The 17,372-nt window shown below is 70.6% G+C and carries 16 protein-coding genes and 1 riboswitch; of the genes, 10 read left to right on the forward strand and 6 right to left on the reverse strand.

What is annotated here, in order from left to right; genetic code table 11:
- Positions 1–295: 295 nt before the first annotated feature.
- Both ABFX55_RS08705 and ABFX55_RS08710 read right to left on the reverse strand, forming a co-directional pair.
- Positions 296–601, reverse strand: coding sequence for a ubiquitin family protein (locus tag ABFX55_RS08705; RefSeq protein WP_183661405.1), 306 nt, complete (start codon positions 599–601; stop codon positions 296–298).
- A gap of 3 nt (positions 602–604) precedes the next feature.
- Positions 605–1,684 carry a WD40/YVTN/BNR-like repeat-containing protein gene (locus ABFX55_RS08710; protein WP_346119383.1) on the reverse strand — a complete coding sequence of 360 codons (1,080 nt, stop codon included), beginning with the start codon at positions 1,682–1,684 and terminating at the stop codon, positions 605–607.
- 185 nt (positions 1,685–1,869) lie between these two features.
- On the opposite strand from ABFX55_RS08710, the gene ABFX55_RS08715 reads away from it, so the two are divergent.
- On the forward strand, positions 1,870–2,619 hold the full coding sequence (locus ABFX55_RS08715) for a helix-turn-helix domain-containing protein (RefSeq protein ID WP_246453711.1): 750 nt from the start codon (positions 1,870–1,872) through the stop codon (positions 2,617–2,619).
- A gap of 51 nt (positions 2,620–2,670) precedes the next feature.
- Here the strand turns inward: ABFX55_RS08715 and ABFX55_RS08720 are convergent, their stop codons facing one another.
- On the reverse strand, positions 2,671–3,789 hold the full coding sequence (locus ABFX55_RS08720) for a globin domain-containing protein (RefSeq protein ID WP_346119385.1): 1,119 nt from the start codon (positions 3,787–3,789) through the stop codon (positions 2,671–2,673).
- A gap of 472 nt (positions 3,790–4,261) precedes the next feature.
- Between ABFX55_RS08720 and ABFX55_RS08725 the strand changes: the two genes are divergently transcribed.
- From ABFX55_RS08725 to ABFX55_RS08735, 3 genes are read left to right on the forward strand one after another with little or no spacing between them, the layout of a single operon-like run.
- The gene (locus ABFX55_RS08725; protein WP_346119386.1) at positions 4,262–4,951 is read left to right on the forward strand and encodes a gamma-glutamyl-gamma-aminobutyrate hydrolase family protein; all 690 of its coding nucleotides are present in this window, start codon (positions 4,262–4,264) and stop codon (positions 4,949–4,951) included.
- A gap of 35 nt (positions 4,952–4,986) precedes the next feature.
- Positions 4,987–5,907 carry an alpha/beta hydrolase gene (locus tag ABFX55_RS08730; protein ID WP_346119388.1) on the forward strand — a complete coding sequence of 307 codons (921 nt, stop codon included), beginning with the start codon at positions 4,987–4,989 and terminating at the stop codon, positions 5,905–5,907.
- Positions 5,904–6,680 carry an enoyl-CoA hydratase/isomerase family protein gene (locus ABFX55_RS08735; RefSeq protein ID WP_346119390.1) on the forward strand — a complete coding sequence of 259 codons (777 nt, stop codon included), beginning with the start codon at positions 5,904–5,906 and terminating at the stop codon, positions 6,678–6,680. Before ABFX55_RS08730 ends, ABFX55_RS08735 begins: the two co-directional genes overlap by 4 nt.
- Here ABFX55_RS08735 and ABFX55_RS08740 read toward each other — a convergent pair.
- Entirely contained in the window at positions 6,677–7,867 is a 1,191-nt protein-coding gene (locus ABFX55_RS08740; RefSeq protein WP_346119392.1) for an acyl-CoA dehydrogenase family protein, read from the reverse strand. The genes ABFX55_RS08735 and ABFX55_RS08740 overlap by 4 nt on opposite strands.
- A gap of 55 nt (positions 7,868–7,922) precedes the next feature.
- Positions 7,923–8,510 carry a class I SAM-dependent methyltransferase gene (locus ABFX55_RS08745; protein WP_183661397.1) on the reverse strand — a complete coding sequence of 196 codons (588 nt, stop codon included), beginning with the start codon at positions 8,508–8,510 and terminating at the stop codon, positions 7,923–7,925.
- A gap of 130 nt (positions 8,511–8,640) precedes the next feature.
- Between ABFX55_RS08745 and ABFX55_RS08750 the strand changes: the two genes are divergently transcribed.
- The 4 genes from ABFX55_RS08750 (at position 8,641) to ABFX55_RS08765 (ending at position 12,022) form a co-directional block, all read left to right on the forward strand.
- The gene (locus ABFX55_RS08750; protein ID WP_346119394.1) at positions 8,641–10,236 is read left to right on the forward strand and encodes a sensor histidine kinase; all 1,596 of its coding nucleotides are present in this window, start codon (positions 8,641–8,643) and stop codon (positions 10,234–10,236) included.
- Positions 10,233–10,907, forward strand: coding sequence for a response regulator (locus ABFX55_RS08755; RefSeq protein ID WP_346119396.1), 675 nt, complete (start codon positions 10,233–10,235; stop codon positions 10,905–10,907). The genes ABFX55_RS08750 and ABFX55_RS08755 overlap by 4 nt, the downstream gene beginning before the upstream one ends.
- Positions 10,908–10,992: 85 nt before the next feature.
- Positions 10,993–11,424 carry a hypothetical protein gene (locus ABFX55_RS08760; RefSeq protein WP_183661393.1) on the forward strand — a complete coding sequence of 144 codons (432 nt, stop codon included), beginning with the start codon at positions 10,993–10,995 and terminating at the stop codon, positions 11,422–11,424.
- A gap of 10 nt (positions 11,425–11,434) precedes the next feature.
- Complete coding sequence (locus ABFX55_RS08765) at positions 11,435–12,022, forward strand: phosphoribosylanthranilate isomerase (protein WP_346119398.1); 588 nt, start codon at positions 11,435–11,437, stop codon at positions 12,020–12,022.
- A 142-nt stretch (positions 12,023–12,164) separates the two neighbouring features.
- On the opposite strand, the gene thiC is transcribed toward ABFX55_RS08765, so the two are convergent.
- On the reverse strand, positions 12,165–13,865 hold the full coding sequence (thiC, locus tag ABFX55_RS08770) for a phosphomethylpyrimidine synthase ThiC (RefSeq protein ID WP_346119400.1): 1,701 nt from the start codon (positions 13,863–13,865) through the stop codon (positions 12,165–12,167).
- Positions 13,858–13,971, reverse strand: a riboswitch (TPP riboswitch). (Overlaps the previous gene by 8 nt.)
- 128 nt (positions 13,972–14,099) lie before the next feature.
- On the opposite strand from thiC, the gene clsA reads away from it, so the two are divergent.
- Positions 14,100–14,684: a cardiolipin synthase ClsA gene (gene clsA / locus ABFX55_RS08775; RefSeq protein ID WP_346119402.1), complete on the forward strand. Its 585-nt coding sequence runs from the start codon at positions 14,100–14,102 to the stop codon at positions 14,682–14,684.
- 4 nt (positions 14,685–14,688) lie between these two features.
- Positions 14,689–17,184 carry a sugar phosphate nucleotidyltransferase gene (locus tag ABFX55_RS08780; protein ID WP_346119404.1) on the forward strand — a complete coding sequence of 832 codons (2,496 nt, stop codon included), beginning with the start codon at positions 14,689–14,691 and terminating at the stop codon, positions 17,182–17,184.
- Positions 17,185–17,372 lie beyond the last annotated feature (188 nt).

Genomic DNA, 17,372 nt, shown 5'->3' on the forward strand with positions numbered 1-17,372 from the left:
GCGCATGATGGGCGCCACACGAGTAACCCACTTGAACCCCGATCCTGATCACCGAGGTAAGAACCGCTCGGTTCCGCATGTCCTGGCGAGGGAACTGGCGATCCTCGAAAGGATCCTCAAGCCTTGACCAAACCCCGCCACCGCAACGCCCGGGGGTGCAGGGGGCCGGGAGGCCCCTTGCCGAGGGGACGTGGGGAACTGGGCTCCCCCGAAAACCCGCCCGAAGCCACCATCGCGCGAAGCGCCCGAAGGCGAAGGCCCTTGCAGTCAGCCCCCCAGGCGAAGCCCCCCGCGGTCAAAGGGCAGGCAGGACGTACACCTCGGCTCCCGGTGGGATCGCGCAGTCGAGGCCGCCCAGCCCCTGGGCGTTCTCTCCGCACACGAACATGTTGATGTGGCTCTTGATCTGCCCGTAGTCGTCTCGTAACCGCCCCTCCAGCGACGGATGAGTCCGCCGCAGCGTGTCGAGGGCGGAGCCCAGGGTGGGCGGTGTGTCGCGGTCGGCCCCCACGGCGAAGACCTTGACCTCGCTCTCACCGCTCACCCAGTGCCGCAGCGCGCTGGGAAGCACGAAGACGACCATCATGGCGGGCTTGGCCATGGGCTACAGCACCGCCGCCCTGACGGTCAGGACGTCGGGCAGGTGGGAGGCCACCTCGCTCCAGGTGTCGCCGCCGTCGCGCGAGCCGTAGACCGAGCCGTCGCGGGTGCCGAAGAAGATGCCCGCGTGCGAGGCGGTCATCGCGTCGCGCAGCACGGAGGCGTAGACCGGCCCCTGGGGCAGGCCCTCGCCGTGCGCCTGCCAGCTCTCGCCCGCGTCGTCGCTGCGGAAGACCTGGTAGCGGTGGCCGACGGGGGTGCGGTCCATGTCGGCGTGCAGCGGCAGGACGTAGAGGGTGTCGGGCCTGTCGGGGTGGACGACGACGGGGAAGCCGAAGTCGGACGGCAGGGAGGAGCCGATGTCGGTCCACGACCCGCCGAAGTCGTCGCTGCGGTAGACGCCGAAGTGGTGCTGGAGGAACAGCCGCTCGGGCCTGGCCGGGTGCAGGCTGACCTTGTGCACGCACTGCCCGAACTCGGGGTACTGCTGGCCCTCGGGCAGGAACGGGGCGCGGATGCCCTGGTTGGCCGCCTCCCAGGAGATGCCGCCGTCGGTGGTGCGGTAGAAGCCGCCCGTGGAGATGGCCACCCCCATGATCTTGGGGTCGGTCGGGTGGTTGAGGATCGTGTGCAGGCACAGGCCGCCGCCGCCCGGCTGCCACTGCGGCCGGTGCGGATGCTCCCACAGCCCCTCGACCAGGGTGTAGGTGATGCCGCCGTCGTCGGAGCGGAACAGCGCGCCCGGCTCGGTGCCGGCCCAGACGACGCCCGGCTCGGACGGCGAGGGCAGGAGCTGCCAGACCTTCTCGAGGGTGGCTCCGGTCTTCTCGGGGAAGGCGATGGGTGGTCTCTGCGCTTCCTGCCAGCTCTTGCCGAGGTCGTCGGAGTACATCACCGAGGGGCCGAAGTGGCCGTACTCGATGCCCACGAGCAGCCTGGGCCTCTCGCCCCTGGTGTCGATCGCGACGGAGTGCACCCCGACGGTGGAGAACTGGATCGGCTCGACTTCGAACGGGCCGCCGCCGGTGGAGCGGGCGAGGAAGAGCCCCTTGCGGGTGCCGACGGCGAGTAGGGCGTCGCTCATGTTGGTCTCCCTGTCTTGGCTTGCTGGCCATCGTGTCACGCGCTACCGACAACTTCTGGGGAGTGCGGGATTTGCGGGCGTGCGCCGTCCGCTTACGTCCCAGGTAATCGTGATGATTCCCTTTTCCCGCTAGCGTTCGGGCTATGGGAGCGCTTGCCGTACAAACTGAGTCATTTGGTGATCTGTTGCGCTCGTGGCGCCAGCGGCGCCGCGTCAGCCAGCTCGACCTGGGAATCGAGGCGGAGGTGTCGGCCCGACACATCAGCTTTCTCGAGACGGGCCGGGCCAGGCCCAGCAGGGACATGGTGATGAGGTTGTCCGAGGAGCTGGAGATACCGCTGCGGCACCGCAACCGCCTGCTCGTGGCCGCGGGCTACGCGCCGGTCTTTCCCGAGCGCGAGGTGCGCGCGCCGGAGATGGAGGTGGTACGGCAGGCGCTGGACAAGATCCTCGCAGGGCACGAGCCGTACCCCGCGCTGGTGGTGGACGCCGCGTGGGACCTGGTGGCCGCGAACGGCGCGGCCGCGATGTTCATGGAGGGCGCGCCCGCCGAGCTGCTGAAGGAGCCCGTCAACGTGATGCGGCTCTCGCTGCACCCCGAGGCGATGGGCGGGCGGTTGGTCAACCTGCCGGAGGTGCGGGCGCACCTGCTTCACCGTCTGCGCAGACAGGCGGAGGCCTCGGGCAGCGGGCGCCTGGCCGAGCTGCACGACGAACTGGCCGGTTACACCTACGAGGGGGTGGACCTGAACGTGGCGCACGTCCCAGGGCCCGCCGACATCCTGCTGCCGCTGCGGATCAGGCACGGGGACAGGGTGCTGTCGATGTTCACCACGATCGCTACGTTCGGCACCCCGGTGGACGTGACGGTGTCGGAGCTGGCGATCGAGACCTTCTGGCCGAACGACGAGGAGACCGCCGCCGCCTTCCACTGAGCCCTCCTCCCGCGGCCGCGCCGGGGGAGGAGGCCGGGGAGGAGGAAGGGGTCAGCGTTCGCCCTGGACGACGTCGCGGTGGATGCGGGCGAGCGGCACCCCGCTCGCCTGCAGCCGTCCGACCGTCTCGTGCACCATCGCGGGCGGCCCGCAGACGTACACCTCGTGCTCGGCCCACGAGTGGAAGCGCTGCATCACCTCGGGCAGGTGGCCGCGCATGCCGTCGTAGGATGCCTGGTGGGAGACCACGGGCAGGACCCGCAGCCAGGGGAAGCGCGACTCCATGCGGATCAGGTCCGGCAGGTCGTAGAGGTCCTCGGCGGTGCGCGCGCCGTACAGCAGGTGGATGTTGGGCCGCCGTCCCGAGGTGATGACGTGGTCGATGATGGCCTTGATCGGCGCGAGGCCCGTGCCGCCCGCCACGCAGAGGATGTCCCTGCCGCCGGACTCGTGCGGGATCATCGTCCCGATGGGCGGGCCGAGCATGAGCGTGTCGCCGATGCGCGTGTGCCGCACCAGGGCGGTCGAGACCCAGCCGCCTGGCACGCTTCGCACGTGCAGCCTGACCGTGTTGTCCTCGCGCGGCGCGTTGGCGATGGAGAAGGTCCTCCACACCCTCGGCCAGCGCGCGGTCTGCACGCTGACGTACTGGCCCGCGGTGTACGGCAGGCGCTGGGTCGGCCTGAGCGTGAGCACCGCGATGTCGGCGGTGCGCCGCTCGTGGTCGACGACCTCGGCCAGCCACCACGCGGGTGAGACCCCCGCGTCGCTCTCGGCCGAGTCGATCATGAGGTTGGCGGCGGCGGTGTAGGCCGCCACCCATGCCGCCTCGATCTCGGTGCTCCAGATGTCGGCGGCGAAGCGCTTGATGGTGGCCAGCAGGGCGTTGCCGACCGCGGTGTAGTGCTCGGCGATCACACCGTACTTGCGGTGGTCGCGGCCGAGCTGGCCGAGATAGGAGGCGAGGCTGTCGGGACTGTCCAGGCTCCACACCACCCTGGTCAGCGCGCTGAACAGCCGGTCGCGCTGCACGTCCATGGCAGGGGGGAACATCCCCCGCAGATGCGGGTTCTCGGCGAACAGCCGGCCGTAGAAATAGGCCGCCGCCCTGTCGGCGACGGGTTCGATGACGGAGAAACTCTCTTTGACGAGGCGCGGATTCAACGACATGCCTTTTGACCCCACCCTTTGACCGGAATGCGATTCCGGTCGTGTCGTTCCACCTCCCTGACGGCTCCGGGTTATGAGCGTACGGCGCGCCCCGGCACGTCCGCGCACTCATCTGGAGTGTTACACCGCCTCCCTGGGGCCACAACCGTTTCACCTCAATACGGTGTTAACCAGAACTATCCGTAATGGGAACGTTATTTTCCGCAATCGAAATTCTGGAGTTTAGGTCAGCGAAAGTGAATACGTATCGCATTCGTATTCGCCGGGGTGCCGCCACCCGTCACGGTCGCCCGGGAAGCTTCCTGCCGCCCTGCTACGGAAGGGCGGCGACATGATCCCTGAGGAGGAAGTGACAGCACTGATACCCGGGAAGGTGACATAACCGAAATCCGGTAGGCCATGATGGAGCGGGAACCTGGTCACCATCTCTGACGCGGGTTGCCCGACCTCCTGCATGCCTCCTGGAGCGCGCATGTCTCGTCCGTTGATCGGTATCACCGCCTACTTCGAGGCCGCCCGATGGGGTGACTGGGTGAGAGAGGCGGTCATCGGGCCGCCTTCCTACGCCAAGGCGGTCGAACGGGCGGGCGGCGCCCCCGTCCTGCTCCCGCCGCTCAACCTGCACGCCGTCGACGACTACGTCCGCGGCCTCAAGGGCGTCGTCCTGGCGGGCGGCGTGGAGGTCGGGGCCACGCTCTACGGGGCCGACCAGGACGACAGGGTCGCCGAGCCCCAGCCGCACCGCGACAGGTTCGAGCTCTCGCTGGCCCGCGCCGCCGTCCAGGCCGATGTGCCGATCCTCGCGGTGGCGCGCGGCATGCACGTCCTGAACGTCGCCCAGGGCGGCACGCTCATCCCCTGGCTGCCCGACGTGCTCGACCACGAGCGGCACGGCGCGCAGGGGCAGCCGCACGTCATCCAGGTGAGCGTCTCCAGCAAGCTCGGCAAGGCCATCGGCGACACGATCGAGGTCAACGCCCCGCACCACCAGTCGGTCAAGCGCCTCGGCACCGGGCTGCTGGCCGTGGCATGGGCCGACGACCAGATCGTGGAGGGCGTCGAACTGCAGGGGCACAGGTTCGGCGTGGGCGTCCAGTGGCATCCCGAGCGCGGCGATGATATGCGGTTGTTCGAGGCACTCGTCGAGGCCGCCCGATACTGATGAGAAATGGTGTGGCTCATGAGTAAGCTCGGATCATGAGCTTGCACCCCCAGGCCAGGGCTTATCTGGAGCTCTACCCCTCCGACCTCGGCGCCGACCTGGCGAGCCTGGGGCCTGCGGAGATAGAGCGGATGCGCGCCACCGACGGCCTGGCGGAGCGGCGCGGCCCGCTGACGCGGCTGCCGTTCGTCCGCGACGCCCTGGCCGACGAGGTGCCGATCAGGGTCTACCGGGCCGACCCCGGCGACCACACCCTGCCGGTGATCGTCTACTTCCACGGCGGCGGCTGGGTGTTCGGCAGCGTCAGGCGCAACGACGCCGTCGGCAGGGACCTGGCGATCAGGACGGGGGCGGTGGTGGTCTCCGTCGACTACCGCCTGGCCCCCGAGCACGCCTTCCCCGCGGCCGCCGACGACGCCTGGACCGTGCTGCGCGACATCTTCGCCCGCCCGGCCTTCTACCAGAGCAACGGCCACGTGGCGGTCATCGGCGACAGCGCGGGAGGCAACCTCGCCGCGGTGGCCGCCTGGCAGGCCCGCGACGCCGGGCTCACCCTCGCCCACCAGGCGCTGCTCTACCCGATCGTCGACGTGGCCATGGACACACCCAGCTACCGCGAGCACGCCAAGGGCTTCGGCCTCGACGCGGAGGAGATGGCCTGGTTCGTCCAGCAGTACGCCGCCGGCGCCGATCCGCTCGACCCTCGCCTGTCGCCGCTGCGCCTGGGCTCGTGCGCGGGCCTGGCGCCCGCGACGGTGGTGAGCGCCGAGTACGACGTGCTGCGCGACGAGGCCGAGGCCTACGGCGCGCGCATGGCCGACGAGGGCGTGGCCGTCGAGGTGCGCCGCTGTCCCGGCATGGTCCACGGCTTCTTCGGCCTGCCCGGCTTCTTCGACCAGGCCGACGAGATCCGCGCCTACGTGGCCGACAGGCTCAGGACGGCGCTGGAGCCGTGACCTACGACAAGCTGAGGCTCGACTGGGCCGCCGAGGGCGTGCGGCGGGTGACGATCAGCGAGCCGCGCAGGCTCAACGCCGTCGACATGGCGGGCCATCGCGAGCTCGCCGAGATCTGGCGCGACCTCGACCGCGACGACGACGTGCGCGCCATCCTCGTCAGGGGAGAGGGCGAGGCCTTCTCCGCGGGCGGCGACCTGTCCATGATCGAGGAGATGACCCGCGACCACGCCACGAGGCTGCGGGTGTTCACCGAGGCCCGCGACATCGTCTACAACGTGCTCAACTGCTCCAAGCCGGTGGTGAGCGCCATCCAGGGCCCCGCCGTCGGCGCCGGCCTGGCGGTGGCGCTGCTGGCCGACATCTCCGTGGCCGGGCGCACCGCCCGCATCATCGACGGCCACACCCGCCTGGGCGTGGCCGCGGGCGACCACGCGGCGATCATCTGGCCGCTGCTGTGCGGCATGGCCAAGGCCAAGTACCACCTGCTGCTGTGCGAGCCCGTCACCGGCGAGCAGGCCGAGCGGATGGGCCTGGTCAGCCTCTGCGTCGACGACTCCGAGGTGCACGACAGGGCGCTCGACATCGCGGTGAGGCTCGCGGCGGGCTCCCAGGAGGCCATCAGGCTGACCAAGTACTCGCTCAACAACTGGCTCAGGATGGCGGGCCCGACCTTCGACGCCTCCCTGGCCATGGAGTTCCTCGGCTTTTCAGGCCCCGACGTCCAGGAGGGGGTGCGGGCGCTGCGAGAGAAGCGCCCGCCGTCCTTCTAGAAGCTGCGCGGCAGGCCGAGCACCTGGGTGGCCAGGTGGTTCAGCAGCAGTTCCTCGGTCACCGGAGCGATCTTGCCGATCCGCGCGTCGGTGAGCAGCCGCGCGACCGGGTACTCCAGCGAGTAGGCCATCCCGCCGTGCGTCTGGAAGGCCGCGTCCGCCGCCTCCCACGCCGCCTGCGAGGCGGTCAGCTTGGCGATGTTGGCCTCGGTGCCGCACGGCAGCTGCCGGTCGAAGGACCACGCGGCCTTGTACAGCATGAGCCTGGCCAGTTCGATCTTCGCCTTGACCTGGGCGAGAGGGAAGGCGATGGCCTGGTTGGCACCGATCGGCCGCCCGAACACCTCACGCTCCTTGGCGTAGCTCACCCCCACCCGCAGCGCCACCTCCGCCCCGCCCAGCGCCGAGGCGGCCAGCAGGATCCGCTCGGGGTTGAGGATGTCCCACAGGACGAGGGCGCCCTGGTCGATCTGGCCGACCACGCTGGAGGCGGGCACGCGCAGGTCGTCGAGGAAGACCATGTTCGAGGGCGTGGTGTTGGCGCCCATCTTGGGGATCGGCCGGAAGGACAGCCGGCCCGCCGCCACCGCCTCGGGCACGTTGACCAGGAAGACGGTCATCCCGTTCGTGCGCGGCTTCGCCTCGGCCGCCGGGATCGTCCTGGTGACGAGCATCATCCAGGTGGCCCGCTGCACCCCCGTGATCCAGATCTTCTGCCCGTTGATCACGTAGTCGGCGCCGTCGCGGCGCGCCGAGGTGGTGATCGCCAGCGAGTTGGAGCCCGCGTCCGGCTCGGTCAGCGCGAAGCACGTCTCGATCTCGCCGGTGGCCAGCCTGGGCAGCAACGCGGCCCGCTGCTCGGCGCTGCCGTGCCTGGCCAGCGTCAGCGCGCCGAAGCCCGGGGTGAGCACGTAGGTGAACGCCGAACCGCCCGCCGCCCCTGAGGCGGCCAGGGTCTCGGTCGCCACCGCCAGCTCCAGCAGGCCCTGCCCGCCGCCGCCGTACTCCTCCGGTACGGCCAGGCCGAGCCATCCGCCCTTGGCCAGCTCCGCCCACACCTCTTCCGGCCAGCGCTTGTCGGCCTCGCAGCGCTGCCAGTAGTCCATGTCGTAGCGCGAGCAGATGTCACCGACGCCCTGCTGGACGGTCAGCGCGCTCTCGGGGAGCGTGAAGTCCACCTCGATCACCCCATTCTCGTTGCGTGCGCAATCGTAGAACGAAGTTCTGTCCAGCCGACAGGGGTCAGCGCGGACGGCGGGCGTGCAGCACGTAGGCCGGCGGGGTGTTGCGCCACACGGTACGGCCCAGCACGACCTCCTCGAAGCGGTCGGCCAGCAGCGCGCGGAAGCGGCGAGCCGAGCCCAGCGGCATCGCGTGGATGTAGGAGAACGTCGTGAACGCCCCCGACGGGCACAGGGTGGAGGTGACCGCGCCCAGCAGCCGCTCCTGCAGCGTCTCGGGGAAGGCGGCCCACGGCAGCCCGCTGACCACCACGTCCGCCCTGGTCAGGCCGCGATCGCGGAGCAGGTCGGGCAGGCGGGCCGCGTCGTCCTGCGCCACGTCCACCCGGGGAAAGCGGTCGGCGAGCAGGGAGGCCAGCGTGGGGTTCAACTCGATCGCAAGATGGTGGCCACGCCCGTCCAGCCTGCGCTGGATCTCGGCGGTGAACGGCCCGGTGCCGGGGCCCAACTCGACCACGGTCGGCTCGCCGCGCTCGGGCACGGGGGTGCACACCGTCTCCGCCAGCCGCCGCGAGCTGGGCGCCAGGGCTCCGATGGTCGCGGGGGAGCGCATGAACTGGCCGAGGAACAACGTGGTGTCGTTGGGCATGGGACCAACGTTACGACCCCCGCGCAAGCCCGCTCATCCGACTTGCGGCCAGAAAACCGGCCACTTGGAGGATGCGAACTCCTCCGTCGGGAGGACCGAGCAGGCGGCGGTCCTCGATACGGTTGTCCCCATGCGATGGCGTGGTGTGGCACCCGACGTGCTGCTCGCCGCCTCGGGAGTGGCCCTCGACCTGCTGATGTCGGGCAAGGCGGGGGCAGGGGCGGCGCCCGACTGGCTGGTCCCCGTCTTCGCCGTCCTGGTCGGCGCGCCGATGGGGTTCGTGCGGCGCCGTCCCGTCCACGTCAGCCTCTACCTGGCCGCGTTCCTGTTGTTCACCGACCAGATCGAGGCCTTCACCTCCAACACCGCGCAGATCCTGCTCTGCGTCGCGATCGGCGCCACCGGCTACCTGCGAGGCTGGCTCGCCACCCTCGTCGCCGTCGTGCCGGGCGCGCTGGCCACCGGCCTCAACATCGCCGACCCCGGCACCGGCTTCACCGGGGCGGCCTGGGTCTACTCCGTCGGCATCCCGCTGCTGCCCGCCCTGGTCGGCCGCTACCTGCGCGGTCCCGCGGGGCGGCTGAAGGAGCCCGAGGTCACCCCCGACGTGCTGCTGGCGGGGGCGGGCGTGGCCGTCGCGGTGCTCGGCACCTGGCCCATGTGGCACACCAGCGAGCAGCCCGCATGGGTGATCGTCTCGTTCGTGGTGGTCGCGGGGCTGGCCCTGGGCGTGGCCAGGCGGCTGCCCGCGGTGGTGTTCCTGGTCGAGGGGGCGATGCTGCTCCTGTCCAACCAGACGTTCTCGGCGGCGACCAGCACCGTCCACGTCCTGCTGCTGATCTCGGTCGGCGTGTTCGCGATGCGGGTGGCCTCCTGGTTCTGGAACCTGGTCGTCTACGTGGCGGCCAGCTTCCTGGCCTCGCTCGTGGTGGTCGGCTCCGAGGGCACCGTCACCGGGCTCAAGGTGGGGCTCATGCTCGTGGTGGTCGCCACCCCGATCGCGATCGGCAGGTACGCGGGCGCCAGGCAGTCGGCCGCGGAGGCCGAGCGGCTGCGGGTGCGCGAGTCCGAGCGGCTGGCCATCGCCCAGCTGCGCGCCGACCAGCTGGCCGAGCGCGAGCGCATCGCCCGCGAGGTGCACGACATCGTCGCCCACCACGTCGGGGCGATGGTGCTGCGGGCGAGCGCCGCCCGCTACGCCGCCCCCGACGGTCCCGTCGCCGACGCGCTGGCCGACATCAAGGAGACGGGCCACCAGGTGCTCGAGGACCTGCGCGGCTTGCTCGACGTCCTGCGCGACCCCGGCGGCGACGCCGCGCTGCTGGCCGACCCCGCCGACGTGGTCACCGAGTCCGCCGAGCGGATGATCGCCGCGGGGCTGCTGGTCGACCTCGACGTCGATCCCGCGCTCGGCGAGGCGCCGCTGGTGGCCAGGGCCTCGGCCGCCCGCATCGTGCAGGAGGGACTGACCAACGTGCTCAAGCACGCGGGGCCCGGCACCGCCGTACGGGTGGGGCTGGCCGCGGGTGACGGGGAGCTCCTCGTCGAGGTGTCCAACGGCCGCCCGCCCACGGTGCGCGAGCCGCTGCCGTCCTCGGGGCAGGGGCTGGCGGGCATGCGCGAGCGCGCCAAGGCGCTGGGCGGCACGCTGAGCGCAGGACCCGACGGCGGCGGCTGGCGGCTGTCGGTGACCCTTCCCTACCCCAAGACCAAGGTGACGACGTGATCCGAGTGGTGGTGGCCGACGACCAGGCGCTGGTCAGAGCCGGCGTGCGCATGCTGCTGCAGGCGGCGGGCGACATGGAGGTCGTCGGGGAGGCCGAGGACGGCGCGGAGGCGGTGCGCCTGGCCGAACACCACAGACCGGACGTGGTGCTCATGGACCTGCGCATGCCCAGGGTCGACGGCCTCGAGGCGATCAAGCGCATCCTGGGCTCGCAGCCGGGCGCCAAGATCGTGGTCCTCACCACCTTCGCCGACGACGCCAACGTCTACGCGGCCCTGCGGGTCGGAGCGCTGGGCTTCCTGGTCAAGGACGACGAGCCGGAGCGCATGGTCGAGGCCGTGCGAAGGGCGGCCTCGGGCGAGCAGCTGCTGGCCCCCTCGGTGCTGCGCAGGGTGGTCGAGCGGGCGCTGGCCGCCGAGCAGCAGGCCACACCCGCGCCCGTCGGGCTCACCGAGCGGGAGCTCGAGGTGCTCGCCCTGGTCGGCACCGGCCTGTCCAACGCCGAGATCGCCGACAGGCTGCACGTCGGCGTCACCACGGTCAAGACCCACGTCGGCTCGGCGATGGACAAGCTCGGCCTGCGCAACCGCATCCAGGCCGCCGTCGTCGCGCACCGCATCGGCCTGGTCGACGCCGCCTTCCGCCCCGTGCGGCATCCGCCGCGGGGCTGACCGGGGCATCACCCGGCAGGCTGACGACCGCCGGGTGCCCGCGCCGTCACGATGTGGTCCTCACCTCTCCAGGAAGGACCACCTCATGCACGACGTGACCTCAGCCACGTCTGTCTCCCCTGTCTCCTCAGGGCTGCTCTACACCCTGCGCGTCCTCGTGCTCGCCCACGCGGTCTCGCTGCTCGTCGCGGCCATGTTCGCGGGCCAGGCGCTGGTCTTCACCGACACGGGCATCGCCGCCGATCTCGGGGTCGCCGAGACCCACGTCATGATCGGCATGGTCTCCCACCTGATCGGCCTGCTCCAGATCGTCGCCGCCGTCCTGTACTGGCGTCCGGGCAGGGGCGCGGGCTGGCCCGCGCTCGCCAGCCTCGCGCTGTTCGTGCTCGGCATCGCCCAGCACTTCCTGCTGGCCATCGGCCTGGGCGCGCACGTGCCCAACGGCGTGCTCATGTTCGGCCTGCTGGCGCTGACCACGGTCTGGGCCTGGTCGCCCGCAGCCTCACGCCGGCGCTAGGCTTTCGGCTATGTTCGTGAAGATCTGCGGGCTGAGCGAGCCCGAGCACGTCGAGGCGGCCGTCGAGGCCGGCGCCGACGCGATCGGGCTCGTCATGACCGCCAGCCCGCGCAGGGTCACCCCCTCGCGGGCCGCGGAGCTGGCCGCGCTGGCTCCCCCTCACGTGCTGACCGTGGGCGTCTTCATGGGCGAGCCGGTGGAAGAGGTACGGCAGGCGGCCGAGGCCGCGGGGGTCGGAGCCGTCCAGCTGCACGGCAGGCACCCGCACGCCGACTTCACCGCGCTGAAGGATCTCGGCCTCACCCTCGTGCGCGCCGTGGCGGCCGACGCCGACCTTCGCACCGGAGCCTTCGACGAGGACCTGCTGATCGTCGACGCGCCCAGGGCGGGCGCGGGCGAGCCGTGGGACTGGGCGGCCGTCCGGGGTAGGCCGTCGGGGAACTGGCTGCTGGCGGGCGGCCTCGACCCCGGCAACGTACGGCAGGCGATCGAGGCCGCGCGGCCGTGGGGCGTGGACGTCTCGAGCGGCGTCGAGGTGGCCAGGGGCGTGAAGGACTCCGACCTCATCCGCTCCTTCCTCGGGGCGGCCCGCTCCTAGACCTCGGTCTGCCAGGACGGACGTGACCAGGCGCCTGCCCGGCCTGCGGTTGCGGCGGGGGCCGATCCCGGGGCGACATCTCCCCGCGGGATCGGCCGCGTCGGCGGTGCTCTGTCGGCGGTGCTCTGTCAGCGGTGCTCTGTCAGCGGCGCTCGGTCATCGACGGCCTGTCGGTCAGCTGCACGTAGACCTCGCCGCCCCCGGCCACGAACTCCTCCGACTTGGCGCGCATGCCCTCCGCCGCCCTCAGGTCGTGCGAGATGCGCATCGAGCAGAACTTCGGCCCGCACATGCTGCAGAAGTGCGCCGTCTTCGCGGGCGCGGCGGGCAGTGTCTCGTCGTGGAAGGAGCGGGCGGTGCCGGGGTCGAGGGACAGCTCGAACTGGTCCTCCCACCTGAACTCGAAGCGCGCCTCCGACAGCGCGTCGTCCCACTCCTGGGCCTTCGGGTGCCCCTTGGCGAGGTCGGCGGCGTGCGCGGCGATCTTGTAGGTGATGACGCCGGTCTTGACGTCCTCCCTGTCGGGCAGCCCCAGGTGCTCCTTCGGCGTGACGTAGCAGAGCATGGCGGTGCCGTACCAGCCGATCATGGCCGCGCCGATCCCCGAGGTGATGTGGTCGTAGCCCGGCGCGATGTCGGTGACGAGGGGGCCGAGAGTGTAGAAGGGGGCGTCGTCGCAGAGCTCGCGCTGCAGGTCGACGTTCTCCTTGATCTTGTGCATGGGCACGTGGCCAGGGCCCTCGACCATGACCTGGACGTCGCGTGAGCGCGCGATCCCGGTGAGCTCGCCCAGCGTGCGCAGCTCGGCGAACTGGGCCTCGTCGTTGGCGTCGGCGATCGAGCCGGGGCGCAGGCCGTCGCCGAGGGAGAAGGCGACGTCGTAGGAGGCGAGGATCTCGCACATCTCCTCGAAGTTCTCGTACAGGAAGTTCTCGCGGTGGTGGGCCAGGCACCACGCCGCCATGATCGAGCCGCCGCGCGAGACGATGCCGGTCTTGCGGCCGACGGTGAGGGGGACATAGGACAAACGCACGCCCGCGTGGACGGTCACGTAGTCGACGCCCTGCTCGCACTGCTCGATCAGGGTGTCGCGGTAGACCTCCCACGACAGGTCGGGCGCGACCCCGCCGACCTTCTCCAGCGCCTGGTAGAGCGGCACGGTGCCGATGGGCACGGGGGAGTTGCGGATGATCCACTCGCGGGTGGTGTGGATGTCACGGCCCGTCGAGAGGTCCATGACGGTGTCGGCGCCCCAGCGGATGGCCCAGGTCATCTTCTCCACCTCCTCCTCGAGGGAGGAGGTGACGGCGGAGTTGCCGATATTGGCGTTGATCTTGACGAGGAAGTCACGGCCGATGATCATCGGCTCGCTCTCGGGATGGTTGACGTTGGCCGGGATGATCGCCCTGCCCGCGGCCACCTCGGCGCGGACGAACTCGGCCTCGACGCCCTCCCTCACGGCGACGAACTCCATCTCCTTCGTCACGACGCCCCTGCGGGCGTAGGCGAGCTGGGTGACGGGCCCGCCCGCGGCCCTCAGCGGCTGGCGCCGCGCGCCCTGGCGGGGGACGGCCTGGGCGCGCTTCCACGAGGCCTGGTCGCGGTAGCCGTCGTCCAGCGGCTTGACCTGGCGGCCGCCGTACCCGACGACGTCGGCGCGATCGAGGATCCACTGCTCGCGCAGGGGGCTCAGGCCGCGCGTGACGTCGGTCTCGACGGCCGGGTCGGTGTAGGGGCCCGAGGTGTCGTAGACGGTGAACACGGTGCCGTCGCTCAGTCCGATCTCCCGCATGGGGACCCTGAGCTCGCCCTGGTAGGTCTTGGAAAAGCGCGCGCCACTCATCGCGCAAACTCCCTTCGCCGGCATTACCCGGAGCAGGTTCTGGCGGTCGGCGGCTGGTCAGCCGTCCTCTCAGCCCGGTCCGCACCGGGCTCCCGCGTTGGTCGGCGCCACCGTAACCCGATCACCCGGGTGTCGCGCAACCCCCTGCCGCCCGCGGGCGGCAGGGGGTTGCGCGGAAAACAGCGGGCGGGCGGCTCAGCGTGCGCAGGTGGGCGACGCAGTAGGGTCGGCAGCGTGAGTGAAACTTCCGCCGAGGACCGAATCTGGACGGTTCCGAACCTGCTGAGCTTCCTGCGCCTGCTCGGCGTCCCCGTGTTCCTCTGGCTGGTTCTGGGGCCCAAGGCGGACGGCTGGGCCATCGCGCTGCTCATGGTCGCGGGGTTCACCGACTGGCTCGACGGCAAGATCGCCCGCGCGTGGAACCAGACCAGCAGGCTCGGCCGTCTCATCGACCCCGCCGCCGACAAGCTCTACGTCTTCGCCACCCTGCTCGGCCTGCTGCTGCGCGAGGTCATCCCGTGGTGGCTGGTCGCGATCATCCTGGGCCGAGAGATCTTCGTCGGATGTTTCTTCCCCGTGCTCCGCAAGTACGGCTACAAGGCACTGCCCGTGCATTTCCTCGGCAAGGCCGCCATGGCCAATCTGATGTACGCCTTCCCCCTCCTCTTCCTGGCCTCGCACACCGGAGCCTGGTATGCCGATATTGCAAGGATTGTCGGATGGGCGTTCGCCATCTGGGGAACGGGCCTGTACTGGTGGGCAGGACTGCTGTATGTGGTACAGGTGCGCCAACTCGTAACCGCTGCGAAGAAGGAGTGATCGAGTGAAGGCGGTCGTCATGGCAGGCGGGGAGGGGACTCGGCTGCGGCCGATGACCGCGAACCAGCCCAAACCCCTGCTCCCCGTGGTCAACCGCCCGATCATGGAACACGTCCTCCGCCTGCTGAAACGCCACGGGTTGACCGAGACCGTCGTCACCGTCCAGTTCCTTGCGGCGCTCGTGCGCAGTTACTTCGGCGACGGCGACGAACTGGGCATGCGCCTGCACTACGCCACCGAAGACCTCCCCCTCGGCACGGCGGGCAGCGTCAAGAACGCGGCCGACAAACTCCGCGATGATCGTTTTCTCGTTATTTCCGGTGATGCCCTGACCGATATCGACTTATCGGACATGATCAGGTTTCACCGCGAGAATTCCGCCCTCGTCACGATCGGGCTGACCCGCGTCCCCAACCCCCTCGAGTTCGGCATCATCATCGTGGACGACCAGGGCAGGGTGCAGCGCTTCCTGGAGAAGCCCACCTGGGGCCAGGTCTTCTCCGACACCGTCAACACCGGCATCTACGTGATGGAGCCCGAGGTCCTCGACGAGGTCGCCGCCGGCGAGGCCGTCGACTGGTCCTCCGACGTCTTCCCCCGCCTGCTCAAGCGCGGCGCGCCCATCTACGGCTACGTCTCCGACTGCTACTGGGAGGACGTCGGCACCCACGAGAGCTACATGAAGGCCCAGGCCGACGCGCTGTCCGGACGCGTCGACCTCGACATCGGCGGCTTCGAGATGTCGCCGGGCATCTGGGTCGGCGAGGGCGCGGCGGTCGACCCCGACGCCGTGCTCAAGGGCCCCCTGCTGATCGGCGACTACGTCAAGATCGAGGCGGGCGCCGAGCTTCGTGAGTACACCGTGCTCGGCAGCAACGCCGTGGTGCGCGAGGGCGCCTTCCTGCACCGCGCCGTCGTCCACGACAACGTCTACATCGGCCCGGGGGTGAACCTGCGCGGCTGCGTCATCGGCAAGAACACCGACCTGATGACCGGCGCCAGGATCGAGGAGAACGCCGTCGTCGGCGACGAGTGCGTCATCGAGGCCGAGGCCTACGTCTCCAGCGGCGTCAAGGTCTATCCCTTCAAGACCGTCGAGGCGGGCGCGGTCGTCAACACCAGCGTCATCTGGGAGTCGCGCGGTCAGCGCAGCCTGTTCGGCCCGCGCGGCGTCAGCGGCCTGGTCAACGTCGAGATCACCCCAGAGCTGTGCGTACGGCTGGCCAGCGCCTACGCCACCACCCTGAAGAAGGGCGACAGGGTCATCACCTCGCGCGACTCCTCCCGCGCGGCCAGAGCGCTCAAGCGCGCGGTCATCAGCGCGCTGACGGCGGGCGCCATCGACGTGCTCGACCTGGAGGCCATGCCGCTGCCGGTGGCCCGCTTCCACACCTCCCGAAGGCCCGCCAGCGGCGGCATCGCCCTGCGCACGACCTCTGGGGACCCGCAGAGCGTCGACATCGTCTTCATGGACTCCAGGGGCGCCGACCTGTCCCCGGCCAGCCAGCGCAAGCTGGAGCGCGTCTTCTCCCGTCAGGAGTTCCGCAGGGCCTTCCCCGGCGAGATCGGCGAGCTGAGCTTCCCCGCGAGGGCGGTCGAGGACTACGCCCAGGAACTCCTGAGATACGTGGACATGACCGGCGTCAACGACATGAAAGTGGTCGTCGACTGCGCGGGAGGCACCTCCTCGCTGGTCCTGCCCACCCTGCTGGGCCGCCTCGGCGTGGAGGTGCTGACCGTCAACGCCCGCCTCGACTCCGCCTCGCCCACCGAGACGCTCGCCGAGCGCCGCCGCGACCTGCAGCGCCTGTCCGAGCTCGTCGGCTCCTCACGGGCCTCCTTCGGCGTGCGCTTCGACCCGGTGGGCGAGCGCATCGCCCTGGTCGACGAGATGGGCCAGCTCATCAGCGAGGAGCGGGCGCTGCTGGTGGTGCTCGACCTGGTCGCCGCCGAGCGCCGAAGGGGCAGGGTGGCGCTGCCCGTCACGACCACGAGGGTCGCCGAACAGGTCTGCCGCTTCCACGGGGTCCAGGTGGAGTGGACCTCCACCTCCCTCGACGCGCTCACCACCGCGGCCGCCAGGCCGTACATGATCTTCGCGGGCGACGGCAGGGGCGGCTTCATCGTGCCGGAGTTCGGGCCCACGGTCGACGGCCTGGCCGTCTTCCTGCGCCTGCTCGGCCTCGTGGCCCGCACGCGGCTGACGCTCAGCCAGATCGACGCGAGGATCCCCGAGGCCAAGCTGCTCAAGCGGACGGTCCCGACGCCGTGGGCGACCAAAGGGGCGGTGATGCGCTCGGTGATCGAGGCCGCGGAGGGCTTCCGCCTCGACACCACCGACGGCGTGCGCGTGGTCGGCGAGGACGGGCGCTGGGCGCTTATCCTGCCCGCTGCCTCGGAGCCCGCCACCGACCTGTGGGCCGAGGCCCACGACTTCGACACCGCCCAGGCCTTTTTGGACAGGTGGGCGCGGATCGTGGAGAGGGCGGCGGGAACGTGACAACTCAGATGGCGCGGCGGCATGGACCTTGAGGGCGGCTCGGCGGTAACTTTGTCACCGTCCGAACCTGTCGTGCAGCCTCTCGCCTTGACCTTTGCCACTGATCAGCGTAAGTTGCGGCATTCGCAAACGTGAACGAGCGAAGAGGCGAGGGGCGCCCTGATCAACCGTCGCCGCGTCTTCGCGGT

It is taken from the genome of Nonomuraea roseola (assembly GCF_039535395.1).
GTDB lineage: Bacteria > Actinomycetota > Actinomycetes > Streptosporangiales > Streptosporangiaceae > Nonomuraea > Nonomuraea roseola.

Bases quoted from the DNA above. Each gene is read 5' to 3' on its own strand.
- ABFX55_RS08760 (WP_183661393.1), top strand. From the start codon at position 10,993: ATGCACGACGTGACCTCAGCCACGTCTGTCTCCCCTGTCTCCTCAGGG.
- ABFX55_RS08720 (WP_346119385.1), bottom strand. From the start codon at position 3,789: ATGTCGTTGAATCCGCGCCTCGTCAAAGAGAGTTTCTCCGTCATCGAA.
- ABFX55_RS08745 (WP_183661397.1), bottom strand. From the start codon at position 8,510: ATGCCCAACGACACCACGTTGTTCCTCGGCCAGTTCATGCGCTCCCCC.
- ABFX55_RS08710 (WP_346119383.1), bottom strand. From the start codon at position 1,684: ATGAGCGACGCCCTACTCGCCGTCGGCACCCGCAAGGGGCTCTTCCTC.
- ABFX55_RS08705 (WP_183661405.1), bottom strand. From the start codon at position 601: ATGGCCAAGCCCGCCATGATGGTCGTCTTCGTGCTTCCCAGCGCGCTG.
- thiC (WP_346119400.1), bottom strand. From the start codon at position 13,865: ATGAGTGGCGCGCGCTTTTCCAAGACCTACCAGGGCGAGCTCAGGGTC.
- ABFX55_RS08725 (WP_346119386.1), top strand. From the start codon at position 4,262: ATGTCTCGTCCGTTGATCGGTATCACCGCCTACTTCGAGGCCGCCCGA.
- ABFX55_RS08730 (WP_346119388.1), top strand. From the start codon at position 4,987: ATGAGCTTGCACCCCCAGGCCAGGGCTTATCTGGAGCTCTACCCCTCC.
- ABFX55_RS08765 (WP_346119398.1), top strand. From the start codon at position 11,435: ATGTTCGTGAAGATCTGCGGGCTGAGCGAGCCCGAGCACGTCGAGGCG.
- ABFX55_RS08750 (WP_346119394.1), top strand. From the start codon at position 8,641: ATGCGATGGCGTGGTGTGGCACCCGACGTGCTGCTCGCCGCCTCGGGA.